This window comes from Fluctibacter corallii (assembly GCF_025751585.1).
GTDB lineage: Bacteria > Pseudomonadota > Gammaproteobacteria > Enterobacterales > Alteromonadaceae > Fluctibacter_A > Fluctibacter_A corallii.
In genome coordinates this window covers 94940-110397 of sequence record NZ_JAOWKX010000007.1, presented here as the reverse complement: position 1 = coordinate 110397, position 15458 = coordinate 94940, and the positions used below count along the sequence as shown (strand labels likewise).

Here is a 15458-nt window from a genome sequence, read left to right as displayed (position 1 = left end):
TAGTTGTATCGCACCTTGTACTCGCAAAGTGCGATACTAACTTATGATTTTCTAGACGGTGCTAGTCTAAATGTTCTGTTAAAAAAGCATCCATTTCAGCAAAAAAGCGGTGTCTGTTTCGTTGAATAGACAGGTAATGATCACCATTTTCAAGCTCTACATACTTGAACTTCTTATCGTTACTTTCTAGCTCTTCAGCCAAATAGCGGCTTTGTTTTGCATCAACAACGCGATCATCTTCTCCATGAACTAGTAATATGGGTGTTTTAATTTTATCCATATGATTGATAGGAGAACGTGCTTCCAAATCATCGTAATCATCACCAATTTGGTTTTTAACAAACTTTGAGCTCGTATACGCACGCGCATCAAACACTAATCGCTTCAAATCAGCTACACCAGCAAAACTGACTGCACACTTGAATAGGTCAGGTTCTTTCGCAATGCCCATTGCAGCAGCATATCCGCCGTAACTGCCGCCTACAATGCATACTTTGTCTTTGTTAGCGACGTTTTCTTTAACCAAAAAGTTCACAGCATCAGTGAGGTCGTCTTGCATTTGCAGGCCCCAACTTTTCATTTGTTGTTGTGCGAACTCGTAACCATATCCCGTTGAGCCTCGGAAGTTAGGGCGGAATACAGCATAACCTTTGTTAAGGAAAAAAGATGTCCAGTAGTCAAAGCCCGCAAATTCTCGTGCTCCAGGTCCACCGTGAGGAAACAAGATAAGCGGACGTGGGCCTTCTGTACCAGGAGGCTTACTCAAGTAACCTTCAATTTCAACACCATCGCGTGCTGTATAGGAGATCAAATCATGAGAATAATCTGGCAGTGACTCCAACTCAGGATACTGAGAGAACAGTACGTTGATGGCTTTTTCTTTACGCTTACCAATTAGGTACATTCCTGGTGTATAGTCGTTTTCGGTATACAACAAGTAGGTGTTTTCATCTTTACTGAAGTCAAAGATATAGTTGTCTGTGTCAGGCAATGCATCATCAATTGAACGTTGCAGAACATTACGATCTTCATCCCAATAAATGCGTCCAGTGTCAGTATTGGCGTGAGAGAAGCCGATGACTTCACCTGATTTTTTGGAATAGATGAGTCGACCGCTCACATCCATCTCAGGATCATGGAAAACCAGTTCATGTTTTTCTGTGGTTAAATCCACTTTAAATAATGAGCGCATGTCGTCTTTGACCGCAGTGTAGTACATCGTATTTCCGTCATACGAAAATCCTGATACTGCAATCGATGGGTCGGTGAGTGCATTGTAGCCAAACAGTTTATGCCACTTTGAATCAGGCTTTTTACGAACATAAATGTTTGCCTCACCGCTTTTGTAATCTAACGACTCACCTGCACGGAGATTACCTTGACGATCAGTCGTCCAATCGCGAATTTTACGCTTTCCTTTTTCTACACGCTGCATCTTCTTGGTGTAGATGTTGAGTTTGTAAACTGATGGAAGATGTGGTTCATCAAGATCAATAGAAATCAGCACGTGCTCTGGATCGTCACGCAAAAAGTTGATGATATTGTCTTGGAATTGAGAGAAGTGATTACTTGCTGCACGACCCGTTGACCTACGAGGCTTAATGAGTAGTCGTGGCTCAACTTTATCGTCTTTGCCGTTAATATCAATGGCAAATAGCCTTGTTTCCGTCGTATCTGTGCCATAGCGTGACCCCGCGTATCTCACACTAACGATAATGGTATTTTCGTTAGCCCACTCATACCAATTGATTTTTACATCTTCGTTATCTGTATGAAGTAGATACTTTTTTTCGCCCTTGGTCATGTCATAAGAGACCATTAGCGTGGCCGCATCGCCCGTATCATCTTGGATGTTTGTTAAGAATGCGAGCTTGCTTCCGCTGTCACTTAAACTAACGGAACCGTATTGTGGAAGACTACTGAATGCCTTTGTTGGTAAATCGGCCGCCATAGCGTTTGACGACAAGAGACTCATGCCTAAAAAGGCAAGTGAAGTGGTGAGTTTCCTCATTAGGTTGTTTCCTTTGTTACTACTAATACGAGGCGGTTGGCTCGTATTTCCTTATTGGATTTTTATTTTACCGCGTGATATAGGCTGAATTTGGATGTCTGTGCAATGGTAGCAAAATGCTTGAATGTTGCCTCTAATAAATCTGGATATTTCAAGAATCGATTGGCAACAAGCGTTAATTTTGCGTCATTATGCATATGAGTAGACAATCCTTTAATCAACTTCTCCGTGATGGAGTAGTCGGTTTTGATTCCTGTATGAAACGGTGGATTGGTGTACACCCGATTAAATTTTCCTTCAATATTAGATAGCCCGTTAGAAGGAATAATGGTCGCTTTTACGTTATTTGCTGCCACTGAACGCTCAGCACAATACAAAGCTAAAGCACTTACATCGGTCATAGTTAGATTGATAGAGGGATTTAGCGTAGCCATACAAATACCAATAACGCCATTTCCACAGGCAAAATCTAACACGTTCTTGTCTGGCTGAGCGCTAAACTCTTCCAGTAATAATGCAGTGCCCGCATCTAGTTCACCGTGGCTAAATACACCGGGAAGCGAGGTAAGCTGAATTGAGTTGCCATTGAAGGTGATACCTTGTTCGCTTACCCAGTCGGCCAGAACAAAAGGCTTTACGGTGTTATCAATTTGTGTGGCGAACAACGCGCAATGCCGTGCCGAATCAATCTTATTCACTTGTGAGCCAACAGATTCAAGCAGTTTGGCTGCGCTTTTTATACCGCTTTTATTCTCGCCTACCAACATCAGTGTGCCGTTTGGCTTGATACATGCCGCGATATTCGCAATTAGCATGGCCGCATGCTTTTTCGCCTTTGGCATGTATATAACAGCACCGTCGAGACGTTCCTCTGGGGCAAAGTCTGCGCTGAACGTATGCGCGCATCGACTTGTTTGCTGTGCTTGCTCATAAATATCGTAGAACTGATGAAACCCACATAGCGATGCCTCAGGCAGCCCATTGAAGATGGCTGCATCGGCCGCGTTGACTAAAGCCCATTTGCCATCACTGAACAGTGATGCATTTCTCACGAGCACCTGGCTTGGCGCAGATAACATCATTATTTCACTCTCTCGAACATTAAGTCCCAAACACCATGACCTAAGCGGTGGCCACGTTGTTCAAACTTTGTGAGAGGACGATGATCGGGGCGTGGCACATAGTCATTGCTGACTGATTGATTCTGATAACCCTCTGCGTCAGACATCACTTCTAACATATGTTCGGCATAGTTTTCCCAGTCTGTGGCCATATGGAATACGCCGCCAATTGCCAACTTACCACGAAGTTTTTGCACAAATTCTGGCTGCACAATTCTGCGTTTATGGTGACGTTTTTTGTGCCACGGATCAGGAAAGAACAGCTGTACTCTGGCTAAGCTGGAATCAGGCACGCAATCGGCTAATACTTCCACTGCGTCGTGCTCAAATACACGCAAGTTTGTTACGCCTTGTTCTTCTGCTTCCATCAAGCAAGCACCAACACCCGGACGATGTACTTCGATGCCTATATAGTCATGATCTGGTGCATTTTTAGCCATTTCAACAAGCGATTTGCCCATACCAAAGCCAATTTCGAGTACAACAGGCGCTGTGCGACCAAAAACCTGATTGAAATCAAGTAAGCCGTTTTGGTGCTCTAAGCCCATTTCTGACCAGTTGTTTTCAATCGCATTGGCTTGCCCTTTTGTTAGGCGACCTTCTCGCTTCACAAAGCTTTGGACTTTTCTTACATAAACGCCCGCCGCTTCGGCTTCTTCTTGCGTTTTATATTGACCCATTTAAGAGTTCCTTCGCGAATAATCTGTAAAATTGCTGCGCATTATGCCGCCACAAATATGCATTGCAAGTCAGGTTTCGCAGCGTGGTTCTTTGCCTGACTTAATATCTGGCTAAGTTATTGATTTCGCTGGGCCAGAAAATCTTCTATTGCCTTAGCGCTTTTATCTGGCGCTTCGACTAACATCATGTGGCCGCAGTGCTCAATCACAGACAGTGTAGAGTCTTTTGCGATTGTGTGCATATGCTCAAGCGTATTGAGTGGTGCGATGAGATCATGACTTGCCGCTACGATATGCACGGGCACATCAAGATTGGTGAGTTCTTTCAGCCTCGATGGCCGAGGTGTCGCCGCTTTGATATGCGCCTTAAGCACACCGTTGCCTAAGTCGTCATTCATGCTAGCTAGATAGCTAACTAATTTAGTGTTGTCTTGATTGCTAGGATGCAGATAAGGCTGTAAATAACTTTCTGAACTGCCTTTATACATGCCTTTTTCAATGAGTGAGACAATATTATTTCGGCTAGCAATCTCATTTTTTGATAAGCCATCGGCGTTGTAGCCAATTAAGGTTAGCGATGCGACCTTGTCTGGATTCGCTAATGTATACTCAAGTGCAACGTAACCGCCCATAGAGAATCCGACTAGATGCGCTGGCGCGCCATACTCTTTCACTCTGTCATCGGTTAGGGCAAGCATTTGATCTAGCGATTCAGCCCACTGTAACGGCACATACGCACGTTGATGAATTGACATCGCCTTCCAGCATGGAAACCAAATGCGTTCGTCGCATAATGTGCCAGGTAAAAATAGAACGGGATGGGATAATTCCAAATCAAATTGCTCCAAATCGGGTCAAATCGAGTAAAATCGCTAACAGTTATTTAGAAACAGGTAGCGATACGTTGTATATGAGCTTTTCCGATCGCATTTTGGCATGGTTTGACCAACATGGCCGAAAGAATCTTCCTTGGCAACAGGATATCACGCCTTACCGGGTTTGGGTGTCAGAAATTATGCTTCAGCAAACTCAGGTAAAAACAGTCATTCCGTATTACGCGCGTTTTATGGCAAGTTTTCCCGATGTTCACGCGTTGGCTGATGCCCCAGAAGATGAGGTGCTACATCACTGGACGGGGCTGGGCTACTACGCCCGCGCTAGAAATTTACATAAAGCAGCAAAAATGATTGTGGCTGAATATAACGGTGCGTTTCCCCGCACGCTTAGCGAAGTAATGACGCTACCGGGCATTGGGCGTTCTACTGCCGGAGCCGTGTTGTCAATCGCTTGCAATCAGTCTCATAGTATTCTTGACGGGAATGTAAAGCGCGTATTGGCGCGCTATTTAGGTATCGAAGGTTGGCCGGGTGTTAAAGCTGTTGAAAACGTGCTGTGGGAGCATGCCGATGCGTTAACGCCTACATCTCGCACTCACCATTACACGCAAGCCATGATGGACATGGGCGCAACGGTATGCACCCGCAGTAAACCCGCATGCGACAGGTGTCCAGTTCAAGTAGATTGCATTGCCTATGCTTCTGGGCGTCAAGCTGAACTGCCGGGTAAAAAGCCCAAGAAAATATTGCCCGAGAAATCGACGATAATGATGATTCCCATGTGGCAGCAGCAAGCGTTATTGTATAAGCGCCCTCCTAGCGGGTTGTGGGGTGGATTATGGGGGTTTTATGAGGTTGATACACCAGAACAGATCCCAGACAAAATAGAGCGGTTGAAATTAGGTACCGTAAGCCAACAGCCCCTACCTGTTTTTCGACATACGTTTAGCCATTATCATTTGGATATTCAGCCCGTGATATTGCATTTGTCGCAGCCGCCCCAATCAATGGCAGGTGAGCAAGTGCAAATGTGGTACGATTTGACCCAGCCCGCGAACGTGGGATTAGCAGCACCAACTAAAAAATTGTTTGCTACTATTGGCAAGCATTTATAACCAAGCGATGGAACAGTTATGAGCAGAACCGTATTTTGTCAGCGATTAAAGAAAGACGCCGAAGGGCTAGATTTTCAATTATACCCAGGCGAACTTGGCAAAAAGATTTTCGACAATATCTCAAAAGAAGCATGGATGGACTGGCAGAAAAAGCAAACTATGCTAATTAACGAAAATAAACTTAACATGATGGAGCCTACCGCTCGCCAGTTCCTTGAAGAACAAATGCAAGCGTATTTGTTTGAAGGAAAAGAGCCTGAAATTGAAGGTTACACACCTCCAAGCAAGTAAAATGCGGTGGCTTTTATAGCAATATGGGTGCTTTTTGTTCAAACGGTCACAAAAGTGATAAATTTCTACAAAAAGGTGTTGACTTAGTGCGTCAATATCCGTTTAATACGCACCCACAGCGAGGCGAGTTACTGAAACCGCTAAGCTAACCGAGATTGCCCAGATAGCTCAGTCGGTAGAGCAGAGGATTGAAAATCCTCGTGTCGGTGGTTCGATTCCGCCTCTGGGCACCATTATTCCGAAAGCCTTGACTAGAAATGGTCGAGGCTTTTTTTGTTCTGGGGTTAAGTGAATTCAAGAACACATGCTAACGGTGTGTGTTATGTTTAAATTCGCACCTCGTGTCGGTGCTACTGCGTAGCGCGTATCGATTCCGCCTCTGGGCACCATTATTCTTGAAGCCCTGCAAGCAATTGCGGGGCTTTTTCAATTCTAGCCCCATTTCAACTTTCCAAATAAAACCGTATTTTCCAAAAACTATACTCGTTTCTCGAACGGTTCTACCCGCGCTCCAAGCATACTATAATGTTGCTTTGTAACGGAAGTACTTGTGTGACCTACTGTTTTGCTAGCCTTCGCCAGGTCATTGTAGTCAGTTATAGCTTTATTCCTCAAATATCTCTCAGCAAACGGTTTCTCTAGGTCGTTTTCTAACGCCCTAGCCATCGATCTCTGCCAAGCACTACTGAATGATTCCGCGTTATGTGGTTCACCCGTTTTACTAGTAAAAAAATATTTTGAAGCGGAAGGCATTGAATTAGTTATTCGGTCTATTAATGCCCTCAAATCATCAGTCCAATCAAACATTAAAGCTCCGCCCCTTTTAGAAATATCGTGCACAAAGAAACAGCTTTCCAAAATCATTGATATATTGAGTTTAAGCATTGCGGTCTAGCTGAAAAGAAATATTTGATTTTGAAAGGTGTTCGACTTGTAGTTTACGTACTTTTGTACCTGTAAGTCTTACCACATCCCCTTTGTCTAAAAATATCGAACTGTTCATGGTTTTCCTCAGTTAACGTTTCCAAAAAAGTCATCTAACTCCCGACGTTAACTGCTAAAAGGTTGGGGAAAACCCTTAAACTAAGTAAAACACTAGTGGAAAGTGTAAAAAACGCAAGTTGGTAACATAGAGAGAGCAAACTGAAAAGTAGGAGATGTAGAGATTAGAATTTGTGACGATTTGTCCCACCCTTAGCCCACGTGATCCGTGGGCTGGCCATAAATAGATGAATATCCATCAGGTGTGGTAATTGTTTGGAACAGAACAACAGCTTAAAAAGCGTGTAAAAAAATCGAAAAATTTTTTCGTTATCGCTTTTTCAGATTCTGAAAAAGCACCTAGGGCGTCATCAAAAAATAACTCACATTTAGCACCATTTTGCTCGCTATGCACCTCACAATGCAGTTATCATTTTGTACATGTTAAACTTTTAAAAGCTAAGATTTACTGGTTACTAGCTGTTTTAAGTATTGTTTTCACTGAGTTAACAAATTTTATGGATGAAAAAGAAGACTCTGTACAGTATCGATATGCCTATAATTCACGGGGTAATCTTACACACGTAAATGATGCAAAGAGACTAGAACGATATAGTTGCCCCGGGTGTGAAGGCGACCTCATTCCCATTTTAGGTCAAATCAAGGCCAAGCATTTTCGCCATCATTACGATTCTTGTTCCTATGAAACATATATTCATAAATGCGCTAAAAATGCATTTCTGAATACCTATAGACGCGCTTTAACTGAAAATGAGCCCATTACGTTGGAGCTAAATCGACTGGTTGTTTGTGACGGTCACAAAGCCAAACTCTTGGATGACTTTGGTTTTAAATGCGAGAAAGTGACATTAGCGAGATACGACCTAGTACGCATATTCGATAAGGCTGAGTTAGAAAAATTCGATAACGTGACTGGTTTTACACCTGATGTATTGCTGCAAGATTCGAAAAGCGAGCGACGCTGTTTCATCGAGATATGTGTAACACACCCATGTTCACAAGAGAAAATAGCTAGCGGTATTCCAATTATTGAATTCAAAATTGAATCAGAGAGAGATATTCAAATGCTATTGGACGGCGTCTATCGCCGAATCGATGAACGAATTTCTTTGTATAACTTTTCTCCAAAAATACAAACTAGAGATAAATGCAGCGGTACTTGCATAGCCGACAATACTGAGATTTCCTGTTGGACTTTAAGCGAATCTGGAAGGCTCTACGAGAAGCGAGTCGCACTTGGAAATATCGAAGTTGACGACTTCTCAAGTGTGAATATGTGGCTAAAGAAACTCCCATCTGATGCTTTAGAGGCGAATCTTCAATTATTTCTTCAACATGCTGATCCAGAGAGAAGATACCCAATGTGCCTTCTGTGCAAGCATGGAAAAAATTGGATTGACGGCTACATGGAATGCCAAAAAAGAGCCAAGAAAGTGGCTTATACAGAGGCGAGAAGATGTGCCGATTATGAGTTGATTTAATGGCCAAAAGACTTACAAGAGAGCAAAAAGCTGTCGTCCACCACCTTGATGGACATGCACTAGTTAAAGCGGTACCTGGTAGCGGCAAAACGACAACGTTGGTTAAAAGAGTAGAAAGACTAGTTAAGTCCGGAGTTTCGAAGAGGGCTATTTTGGTACTCATGTACAATAAATCAGCACAAGTGAGTTTTGCTGAAAAGCTAAAAATTGCTCTAGATAGTGATGTTATTCCTGAAGTACGAACATTTCATAGCTTCGCACTACAAGTCATTAAGGTTGCAGAAAATAGAAAGCTTATTGAGAAAAGAACGCTACTAACGCCTGCCGACCCAAAACATGTAAACATGGTTAAACAAGCGTATCGCAATGGTTTTTCGCATAGCGACACGTATATCCCGCAGGATGATATTGAGGAACTGGAGCTTTTTATCACCCGTAATCGTGCCGAAGGAATAGTACCGAGCGATATTTCTTCAGATCCATCATTGAACGAAACAAAACCCGAATTTTTAAGAGCTTACAGTTGGTATTGCGATACCTTAGATGAAAACAAATTACGTACTTTTGACGATTGTTTGATTGAAGCAGTAAAAATACTCAACGAATGTCCACAGATTCTAGGGACATTCAGGCAGATCATTGTTGATGAATATCAAGACGTAAATTTCATACAAAATGAACTTGTAAAAAGGGTAGCGACGTCTGGGGTGTCTGTTATGGCTGTGGGAGACGTCAACCAGTGCATTTATGAATGGCGTGGTGCGCGCCCAGATTTCATTGCTGGTATATTCGAGAAGCATTATATAAATACAAAAGTTTTTAACCTCTCCTGTACATTTAGATTCGGACATAAGTTAGCCCTTATGTCTAATTCCGTGATCCGTCGCAATTCTGTCAAGCAATCGAGTCTTTGTATAAGTCATCCGAGTGCGACGAATACAGAGATTCAAATCTATCATGAAGACGACATGCAAAGTGCACTTAGAGAGCTCGCCAATCAAGATGGCTCTTGCGCAATACTATCAAGGACGAAAGCTAGCCTCGCTGAAACAGAACTAGCATTGCGAATGAATAGAATTGCCTATTCGTATTTGAATGGTGATTCACCTCTATACACTCGGGCAGAAATTGGCATGTTAGCGATCTATTTTTCCATAGGGATGTTTGGGGATTTACAAATCTTAAATGGCAATCCACAAAGGCAGACATTAGTTTTCGGTTTCTTAAAAAATGCTGGTTTCAAATGGGAAAAGGGGCAACTGCAGGAAGCAAGACAAGTATTAATGCATCCAGATTCAGATTTATGGAATACTCTCTACAGTTTATTGGGGCAAAGCGAATTTCGGCGACAAAGAGTAGATGAACTAAGTGCCTTAAAAAACAAATATGATGAAAATACAAACGCTTCTACTATGTTTTCAGACCTAAAAAACCTAGGGCTATTCGATAGCATTGGGTTTGGAGGCGTTTCACGAATTGGCTCTAACGACCAAAAGCGCGGTACCTTTAGAATTGAACAGTTACTGCTTACATCTCATCTATCTGGTTTAGAATTCTTGAATTTGATTTTGGAACCACCTGAACCTGTAAGCACTGCTGAGTTTGTTTTATCTACGCTTCATACTTCCAAAGGGCTTGAGTGGGACCATGTGGTAATGGTTGGACTAAATGAAAAGGACTATCCAGGTATAGCTAAAAATGATGCTGACATTGTTTTACCAAAAGAATTAACCACGGATTCAGAACTTGAAGAAAACAGAAGGCTATTCTACGTCGGGATGACACGTGCTATGCGCAGCGTAACGTTCATCGTCCCCGAGGATGAAGGACTGAAAAAATGGTTAGCCAATGCGTGGGATTCGACACCGAAACTTACGTCAGTTGCAACAAGATTTGTTTATGAGACAGGACTAACTGCCGCCATTAGAACTGGCGATGCAATTTATGCAAATAGCATTGACGCATTGAGTCCTAAGTTAAACAAGCTTCATAAATGGTACATAAAGGAGTTCAAGAAACTTAGAATTTAAGGAAGGCGAATACCAGCACTATAATTACAGTTGAATAGACCAATGCAGATAGCCATCCTTTTTGTTCTTCTTTTTGCATTTCAATTTTATGCTCTTCCCAAGACTTTATACAAATCCTCCAATTGGTTTAATCAAATTATAGCAGACAAATAGTTCGTAAAATAAACGACCACTTGTTTGCTAGTGTTCATTTACTGACAAGACCTTAGGAAACAGCTTGCTTGAGTGTAAATAAATCCGTAAAGTTTTCAATGTAAAGAAAAGGTACCTTTGTTTATGAAGATCTGCTACGCAAGAGTAAGTACCAACGGTAATATTTAACTGATTTCAAAATCGCAGTTATAGTCTGGCAACTACAACTGGTGGGGCGTTAAGATTCGTCTAATCTTGACTTCACATCCAATATCAAACCGAGTTCACACCTCGGTTTTTTGTTTTATGCGCTTCGTGAACGTGAATTTTCGATAAAACCTCCTTAAAAATTGATTTCCAAAAACGCAGTTTTAATTGAACCAAAACATGCGGTTTGCAAGTCAGTTTTCGGAAGTTCCACTTGGAATGGAAATCTATCTAAGTGATTGATTTTAAATTGAAATGCATTGTCTGCTTAGCGGATTGAAAATCCTCGTGTCGATGCTACTGCGTAGCACGTATCGACACCGCCTCTGGGCACCATTATTCCGAAAGCCTTGATCAGAAATGGTCGAGGCTTTTTTCGTTCTGGGGTTAAGTGAATTCAAGAACACATTCTAACGGTGTGTGTTATGTTTAAATTCGCACCTCGTGTCGGTGCTACTGCGTAGCGCGTATCGATTCCGCCTCTGGGCACTCTATAGAAATAGTGAGTTTAGTTTACTGCGAATGAATTGTCGGAAGTTAAGACACAAGCAAAGATAAAAACACAGAGTAGCGTTCCTTGGCTACCCTATTATTTTACGTCTATTGGTAGGTTAGTTTTTACCATTTCGACCGAACAAGTATCCAATAATTGCGGTATTAATGGCGACGGTAGGTGTGAGTAGTTGTTCCCAAATTTGCTTGCAGATTTCAAACTCAATCGCGCCGAAACCTACAAACAGCATTGGAACAAAAATCAACCCTACAAAGATGAGTGACCAGATAATGGCAAGATCCATACGTCGCTTATTGGATGAAATCTTAACCTGATCATCAACATTAATCGTGCGAGGCGCTATTGATGAATCAATAGTCGATTCGCTTTGTTCCTCCCCTGTTGGTTCATTCGCTGCATTTTTCTTGTTAAATACGGTCAAAATGCGTTGAAAATTTAGTTTACGTTTACGCTCATCACGAAGTTTACTTCCTCTCATACCAATGCCTCCTATGAGGATGACTATGAGATTGTGTCTCGTTGGCAAATCCTTGTTTTTGAGTGTAAGCGCTCCTTTCTTATGTTCTTCTTCCTGTCTGCTCAATCTAGAGCGTTAAGAGACCTATCTCATATCGAGTTGTTTAACCGTCGAGTACTTAGATACTGAACACAGCACATTGCCTTCAGCCAGCTCATTCCTGATGAACAGCTCATCGCCAATGGCTTTCATCATGAATGATTTTGTGTCCATACCCGTGCGGTGGATTTCATCAATGACTTTTCTCGAAATTTTCAGTACTAACGTTTCTCTGTTACACATAATGAGTACTCCGATTGGTTTGATTAAATAAGATATCTTTTTGATGTCTTATTGGTTTCAATATTGATCAAAAAACAATCAGGCGCAAGTGTTTTAACGTGAGGTTTTGTCGATATGTTACGAATTCAGTACTAAAGCACTGAAAAGTATAAGGTTAAAATTTTCTGTAATATCAACATGTGTGAATTGAGAGAAGCGAAAAGAAAAGATAACAAGCAAATGAGAAGAAAAGACTAGCGGTATATTCGCCAAATTAGATTTCTATAGGTTTTGATCGATACAGTGTGGCTTGTCTCGTCGTCTTCAGGAGGAGGATTAGGCACAGGTGTGTCGATATGGATCACATTCGGCAGAACGTAATCATCAATAACAATGACACTTTGATCGTTTTCATCCTCTTTGGCCATAACCCAATTCCTCAACGTCATCCGTAACCATCACTGCATAATTTATCTTAGCACAATTTCCTTTACTTCATTGTCTTTTGTCTGAATCAGCACACGCGAGCCATTGGCATGTTCTTTCATTAAGTACAGCTCTGTACCTATTGCGCGGCGGATAAATTCTTGTGTAGTAATACCTTGCGTTGAAGCGGCTTCCTGAATCTCGTCAACGAGGTGCGTGGTTAACCGCAACGTAAGCGGTTTTTTACTTGGGGCAGACATGATTTTCTCCAGTATCTCATGTATTCATGTATGGACTTTATCGGCAACCAATTTATAAAGCTTATTTTTGACATCAAAAAGATATTATTTGTATTACAAAAGTAGTGCTTTATAGACAATTTACAAGGTGTTTTTTCACCCTGAACCATAAGTATCAAATTTCATTGAGAATTTAACTTGCGTTACGTAACTCTATTGCCATGAAAGAGGTTGTGTTGTCACGATAGATGTCAGCAAGTGAGTTTCTTTGTAGCTCAATACTTTTGGGGTATCTGACATGATATGTTTGAATAAATCTGGATCGTCAGGTGTGTTTGAAAACTCTAATCCTACCCACGCATCTTTCTTATTGCGCTTGGCGGCGTACAAACAGGTATCGGCGATATCTACCACCTGAGACCAGTTAGCAATTGAATAGTTGTTTGGTATGAGTGGATAACAGGTGAAACCAATTGAGCAGGTGAGATGCAACGTGGTGTCATCGCTAACATGAAACGGATGGGTGGCGACTGCCTGTCTGAAGCGTTCTGCGTAGGTTGATGCATCGTGTCGATTGACGTGGCGCATCACCACGAGAAACTCTTCACCGCCCCAACGAACCAAATAATCAGATCCTCGGAACACCTGGCTCATGATTTTACTGAGTTCCATCAAGACAATGTCGCCTGCGGTATGTCCGTGAGTGTCATTTACTTGCTTAAAGTTATCTAAATCCAACATCAAAAAAACGTAATCTTGATGCATGTCTGTTTTACGCTTTGTGTGCGATTGTTGCTGCAAATTCTGCAATTCGTTGGTGAGTCGCTGCATTAAAAAGCGGCGATTAAATAACTTGGTCAATTCATCTGTTTGGCTACGCAGCTCCATAACTTCGTAGGCTTCCTGCAATTCTTCATTCTTCTGAGCCAGCTGTTTTGTTCGATGTTTTACTTGTTTACTTAGATTTTTATTCAGGCGCCTTTGTAGCCAGCGTCTGTGTAACAGGAACGCTACCCAACCCAATGAAATAACCAATACAATAATTACGTTGCGCTGTACTATCTGCGCGTCGGCGATGCGCTCTTGATGCTCCATTTCTTTTTTGTGTTCTACGTTTTGGAGCTCCTGTGCAAGTGCGAGTTGTTCGAGTTTATGTTCTGTTTGAATGGCTTCATTCTTAGCGCGTAATGCCGCAATTTTTTTGTCACTCTTATCATTAAAAATGTCATCTTTAATTGAAGAGTAGGTTTTGTAAGCTTCAAGCGCTTGCTGAAAATTTCCTTGTGCCTCATAAATCGTTGCCAATAAAAAATGCATGTCACTGACTTCTGAGCTGAATTCTTGTTGCGTTGCAATTTTCAACGCGTCTTGCGCGTAGTTTAAAGCGGCGGCAAAGTCTTTTTCTTGTAGTGCGATTCTGGCTAAGTGAGAGCGAGGGTTGAGAGCGACGGTGTTATCACCGATTTCATCTGCTAAATTGAGTGCTGCTTGTGCCAACGCTTTTGCCGTAGGTATATCATCTTTAGCATAATACAGGCCCGCCAGCCCATTCAGTCCCTGCGATTGAAGATTTTTGTCCCCTAGTTTTTCTGCTATTGATATACCTTGTTGATAATAACTAATAGCTGTTTCGTAATTTTCTGCGTCACGGTATAAAGGCGCGATATTTAACAAGGCCAGACCTTCGCTATGTGTATCATTAATTCGCTTTGCCAGCGCGAGCGCATCTTGATAAATCTTTAAGGCTTCGTCGTATTTATCTAAACGGTTGTAGGTTACCCCTATGTTGTTAAGTAATGCCTGCTCTGTCGAAGCATCTTCGGTTTCTCGGGCGATCTCAAGTGCCTGTAAATGTGCTTCTAAAGATTCCTCATAGCGTGACTGGCTTCCATACAGAATGCCTAATATATTTAGTGTTTTACCTACTTTTATGGTGTCATAAAACGAGGCAAAGGTTGGCAGAATGCGTTTGAGAATACGTATGGCCTCATTAAACTTGCCTTGGTAAAAATAGATGATACTGATTTCATATTCAGAAGATGCGCGCTCAATAGGTAAATTGTATTTTTCTGCGTGTAGCTTGGCTTGTTCAAATAAGGTAAGGGCTTCGTCAAGATGAGATTCGTAACGCGCAATTACCCCTAAAAGGCGAAGGCTTTCGACCTCAGCCATTTGCCAGCCATACTTTTTACTTAAATTATTAGCTCTTGTTGCATTGGCAGATGCATCAGAAATGTTGGCCTGACCTACTTGTAAAGTGGCTAGCTTTATCAGCGCCTTGGCATATTGCGGCGTGTCAGAGGCGTATTGGCTGGCGGCAGCGACCCACCGTAATGCATACTGCTTGGCATATACGGGATGCGGGTGCGAACTGATTTCTACGATTTCTTCAAGAATCGGCAGTACATTGTTGCCCTGACGCTGGCTAAGCGCTTGCTCAAGCTCAGCGAGCTCTTGGGTGGGAGCGGCATTGCCCACACATGCGAAAGTCAGCATGCTTATCAATACAGCAGCTGTAATATTGAAAAGTCCCACACCCATTTCTGATACTCCAGAATACAACGAATTACGGTCAAGTGGCTGGTGGTACATGGT

The 15458-nt window shown here is 42.2% G+C and carries 14 protein-coding genes and 1 tRNA gene; 5 read left to right on the top strand and 10 right to left on the bottom strand.

Annotated elements, in window-relative coordinates; genetic code table 11:
- Positions 1-61: 61 nt before the first annotated feature.
- The 4 genes from OE749_RS13690 to OE749_RS13675 form a co-directional block, all read right to left on the bottom strand.
- Positions 62-2011 (bottom strand): alpha/beta hydrolase family protein, encoded by a 1950-nt coding sequence (locus OE749_RS13690; RefSeq protein ID WP_263713033.1) that lies wholly within the window; start codon positions 2009-2011, stop codon positions 62-64.
- Positions 2012-2073: 62 nt separating this feature from the next.
- A complete protein-coding gene (locus tag OE749_RS13685) occupies positions 2074-3093 on the bottom strand; it encodes a class I SAM-dependent methyltransferase (protein WP_318527883.1) in 1020 nt (339 codons plus the stop codon).
- On the bottom strand, positions 3093-3812 hold the full coding sequence (gene trmB / locus OE749_RS13680) for a tRNA (guanosine(46)-N7)-methyltransferase TrmB (RefSeq protein ID WP_263713032.1): 720 nt from the start codon (positions 3810-3812) through the stop codon (positions 3093-3095). The genes OE749_RS13685 and trmB overlap by 1 nt, the downstream gene beginning before the upstream one ends.
- Positions 3813-3928: 116 nt before the next feature.
- A complete protein-coding gene (locus OE749_RS13675) occupies positions 3929-4645 on the bottom strand; it encodes an alpha/beta fold hydrolase (RefSeq protein ID WP_263713031.1) in 717 nt (238 codons plus the stop codon).
- A 77-nt stretch (positions 4646-4722) separates the two neighbouring features.
- Here OE749_RS13675 and mutY point away from each other — a divergent pair, with 77 nt between their 5' ends.
- From mutY to OE749_RS13660, 3 genes are all read left to right on the top strand, one after another.
- Positions 4723-5763 (top strand): A/G-specific adenine glycosylase, encoded by a 1041-nt coding sequence (gene mutY / locus OE749_RS13670; RefSeq protein WP_263713030.1) that lies wholly within the window; start codon positions 4723-4725, stop codon positions 5761-5763.
- A gap of 18 nt (positions 5764-5781) precedes the next feature.
- Positions 5782-6054, top strand: coding sequence for an oxidative damage protection protein (locus OE749_RS13665; protein WP_263713029.1), 273 nt, complete (start codon positions 5782-5784; stop codon positions 6052-6054).
- Between the two features lie 157 nt (positions 6055-6211).
- Positions 6212-6287, top strand: a tRNA-Phe gene (locus OE749_RS13660).
- 644 nt (positions 6288-6931) lie between these two features.
- On the opposite strand, the gene OE749_RS13655 is transcribed toward OE749_RS13660, so the two are convergent.
- Positions 6932-7057 carry a hypothetical protein gene (locus OE749_RS13655; protein ID WP_263713028.1) on the bottom strand — a complete coding sequence of 42 codons (126 nt, stop codon included), beginning with the start codon at positions 7055-7057 and terminating at the stop codon, positions 6932-6934.
- A gap of 250 nt (positions 7058-7307) precedes the next feature.
- Between OE749_RS13655 and OE749_RS13650 the strand changes: the two genes are divergently transcribed.
- A complete protein-coding gene (locus OE749_RS13650) occupies positions 7308-8537 on the top strand; it encodes a competence protein CoiA family protein (RefSeq protein ID WP_263713027.1) in 1230 nt (409 codons plus the stop codon).
- Positions 8537-10567, top strand: a complete 2031-nt coding sequence (locus OE749_RS13645) for an ATP-dependent helicase (protein ID WP_263713026.1) — start codon at positions 8537-8539, stop codon at positions 10565-10567. The genes OE749_RS13650 and OE749_RS13645 overlap by 1 nt, the downstream gene beginning before the upstream one ends.
- A gap of 950 nt (positions 10568-11517) precedes the next feature.
- Here OE749_RS13645 and OE749_RS13640 read toward each other — a convergent pair.
- The 5 genes from OE749_RS13640 to OE749_RS13620 all read right to left on the bottom strand — a co-directional run bounded on the left by OE749_RS13640 (position 11518) and on the right by OE749_RS13620 (position 15455).
- On the bottom strand, positions 11518-11898 hold the full coding sequence (locus OE749_RS13640; protein ID WP_263713025.1) for a hypothetical protein: 381 nt from the start codon (positions 11896-11898) through the stop codon (positions 11518-11520).
- 123 nt (positions 11899-12021) lie between these two features.
- Complete coding sequence (locus OE749_RS13635; protein WP_263713024.1) at positions 12022-12219, bottom strand: hypothetical protein; 198 nt, start codon at positions 12217-12219, stop codon at positions 12022-12024.
- Between the two features lie 233 nt (positions 12220-12452).
- The gene (locus OE749_RS13630) at positions 12453-12626 is read right to left on the bottom strand and encodes a hypothetical protein (protein ID WP_263713023.1); all 174 of its coding nucleotides are present in this window, start codon (positions 12624-12626) and stop codon (positions 12453-12455) included.
- A gap of 42 nt (positions 12627-12668) precedes the next feature.
- Positions 12669-12884, bottom strand: coding sequence for a hypothetical protein (locus tag OE749_RS13625; RefSeq protein WP_263713022.1), 216 nt, complete (start codon positions 12882-12884; stop codon positions 12669-12671).
- A 192-nt stretch (positions 12885-13076) separates the two neighbouring features.
- Positions 13077-15455 carry a diguanylate cyclase gene (locus tag OE749_RS13620; protein ID WP_263713021.1) on the bottom strand — a complete coding sequence of 793 codons (2379 nt, stop codon included), beginning with the start codon at positions 15453-15455 and terminating at the stop codon, positions 13077-13079.
- Between the last annotated feature and the right edge of the window lie 3 nt (positions 15456-15458).